At 64.9% G+C, this 2,777-nt stretch carries 3 protein-coding genes; 1 reads left to right on the forward strand and 2 read right to left on the reverse strand.

Going from position 1 to position 2,777, the window contains the following annotated elements:
- Positions 1 to 62: 62 nt before the first annotated feature.
- Positions 63 to 854, forward strand: coding sequence for a DUF4143 domain-containing protein (locus J4F42_22250; GenBank protein MCE2488245.1), 792 nt, complete (start codon positions 63 to 65; stop codon positions 852 to 854).
- 198 nt (positions 855 to 1,052) lie between these two features.
- Here J4F42_22250 and J4F42_22255 read toward each other — a convergent pair whose 3' ends face one another.
- The gene (locus tag J4F42_22255) at positions 1,053 to 2,213 is read right to left on the reverse strand and encodes a threonine synthase (protein MCE2488246.1); all 1,161 of its coding nucleotides are present in this window, start codon (positions 2,211 to 2,213) and stop codon (positions 1,053 to 1,055) included.
- 9 nt (positions 2,214 to 2,222) lie between these two features.
- The coding region (locus J4F42_22260) for a hypothetical protein (protein ID MCE2488247.1) at positions 2,223 to 2,777 on the reverse strand (555 nt) is incomplete at its 5' end.

Consider the following 2,777-nt stretch of genomic DNA (forward strand, 5'->3'; position numbering starts at 1 on the left):
CATCCTGTGGTCCTCCGCCCTCGGCTGCTATCACACGACCGCTCCAATGGCTACAACCTATCGTGAACCACTCTAGCTTTGCCGAATTCGAGCAGGGGCTGGACAGTCCGCCCCCGGCCCCATCGGATGCCCGCTCGGCCTACGAACAGCTGTTTCGGTTCAGCGGGTTTCCCGAACCGTTCAGCCGCGGGCGGGCCGATTTTTACACCCTGTGGTTCGCCGAACGAAAGACGCTGCTGGTCCGCGAAGATATTCGCGATGCGAGTGCCATTCGCCACATTTCCTTACTGGAACATCTCGCCCAGCTCATCCCCGACCGTATTGGCAGCCCGCTGTCGATCAACGCGCTCAGGGAAGACGTCGGGGTTGCCTTCGAGACCGCCCGGGACTGGATTCGGCTGCTTGAGCAGTTCTTTTATCTGTTTCGCCTGACGCCCTTTGCGACCCGCGTTGCCCGTGTGTTGCGCAAAGAGGCCAAGGTCTATCTGTTCGACTGGGCTGAAATTGAGGATGACAGCGTCCGCTTTGAAAACCTGGTGGCTCTCCATTTACTCAAAGCGGTTCGGCTGTGGCAGGCCCGAGGAGAAAGAACGCTCAGTCTCAATTTCATCCGTGATAAACAGAAGCGGGAGGTCGATTTTGTCTTATCAGACCGGGGCAGACCGCTGTGCCTGATCGAATGCAAGGCGTCCGACGAAGAACTTGCTCCGAACCTGGTCTATTTCCAGCACAAGCTGGGAGTGCCTGTTGCAGTCCAGCTCGTCCACACACGCGGGGTGTGTCAAAAGCGCCGAATTCAGGGGATGACGCAGTGGGTCATATCGGCTGACCGGTGGCTCGGCCTGCTGCCCTGAGCGTATATGGCTGAGGGGTCTGGCGGCATCATTCGTGTCAATTCAGTCCCAGGCAAAGTTGACTTGGCAGAGGCGGCCGCCCGGCAGGTGGCCGTCCGCGTTGGGCAGGCAGAGGCGGACCGCCGGGTGCGGGGTAAGTGGTGGGGCGTGTGGATCAGCGAGCCTCAGCGCTGAGGCCGAGCGGTGAATCGCCCGGCTTCAGGGCTGCCAGACGTCCACATATTTCAGTCCGCCGCCGGTATTAAACGCCACCACCCGCTCGTCGGGTTTGAGTGCCCCGCGCTCCAGCAGCGTTTGGAGGGCGGGTACGCACGCAGCGCCCTCGGGGGCCGGGAAAATGCCCTCGGCAGCCGCGAGCTGTTGAGCCGCAGCCATGAGATCGGCATCGCTGACGCTCACCGCAGTGCCGCGGCTGCGGCGCAGAATGTCGAGGATGATGAAATCGCCGATGGCCTTGGGCACGCGCAGGCCGGCGGCGACGGTGTGGGGATGGGCGATTGGCGCGCCGGTGCGGGCGCCGTCCGCCAGGGCCTGGACGATCGGGGCACAGCCCTCGGCCTGAACGCTGACCATGCGCGGCCGTCCGGGGCCGATCCAGCCCAGCCGTTCCAGCTCGTCGAAGGCTTTCCACATGCCGATGAGTCCGGTCCCGCCGCCGGTCGGGTAGACGATAACATCCGGGAGCTGCCAGTCGAGCTGCTCGGCCAGTTCATAGCCCATGGTTTTTTTGCCCTCGATTCGGTAGGGCTCCTTGAGCGTCGAGACATCGAACCAGCCCTCCCGGTCTTGCCCTGCGGCCACCATCCGGCCGCAGTCGGTGATGAGGCCGTCAACCAGGGTCACCCGGGCGCCGTAGTACTGACACTCCAGGCGGTTGGCCAGCGGCACGTCGCGCGGCATGAAGATGTGGGCTTCCAGCCCGGCCCGGGCGGCATACGCGGCCAGCGCGCCGGCCGCGTTGCCGGCCGAGGGAACGGCCAGTTTTCTCACCCCCAGTTCTTTAGCCATGGACACGGCCACGGCCATGCCCCGGGCCTTGAACGAGGCGGTCGGGTTGAGCGCTTCGTCTTTGATGTACAGCCGCGACAGTCCGAGTTCGCGACCCAGGCGTTGGGCGTGGAGGAGCGGCGTCCAGCCCTCTCCCAGACTGACGACGTTTTCCGCGCGTTCGACCGGCAACACCTCTTGATAGCGCCACAGGCTGGCCGGCCGGTCGGCCAGGTGCTGTGGGGCGAGGGCGACGCGGTCGAGATCGTAGTGGACCAGGAGTGGCTTCTGACACTGCCCGCACAGGTTGTAGAGCCGGTTCGGCGGATAGCTTTGGCCACAGGCGGCACAGGACAAATGGCTGACGTTCATGCGTGGTCCTCATCCGGGCAGGACGTGCTGGGCAAAAAAGTCGGGATAGCTGCGGGCCAGCTTGGTCCGGACCCGGCCACGCAGAACCGCCAGCTCCTGCGCGCTCGGCGCAGGGGTAATCGGCGGGGGAGGGGACAGGGCTAGGGCGAAACCGGTGTTGTCGCGGATGTCCTGAACGTCCGAGCCGGGGTGAATGCTGCGGCACGTCCAGCCGTCGGTGTGCCACCCCAGCACGGCTTTAGGCGTAATCAGCAGACTCGGGCCGCCCGGGCGGTGGACCGAGTCCGGGCTGGTGCCCGGGCTGGTCACGAAATCGACGCGTTCGACCAGGCTGCGTCGCGAGTGCTCGGTCCGGAACAGGATGACGCGGCGGGCCATGTAATACAGCATGGCCGAGCCATACGCCCCGGCCAGGCGGCGGCTGGGTGCCTGGTAGTCGCCGAGCACGTGCAGGTTCACGTTGGCGTCCCGGTCGATCTGGATGCCGCTCAGAAAGAACAGGTCCAACTCTCCCCGCTGGGCCAGAAAGTGCACCGCGCTGCTGCCGCCGGAGAACGGATAGTA

The organism is Desulfurellaceae bacterium (assembly GCA_021296095.1).
Classification (GTDB): domain Bacteria; phylum Desulfobacterota; class Binatia; order Bin18; family Bin18; genus JAAXHF01.

Coding starts and splice junctions, on each gene's coding strand:
- J4F42_22255 (MCE2488246.1), bottom strand. CDS start 2,213: ATGAACGTCAGCCATTTGTCCTGTGCCGCCTGTGGCCAAAGCTATCCG.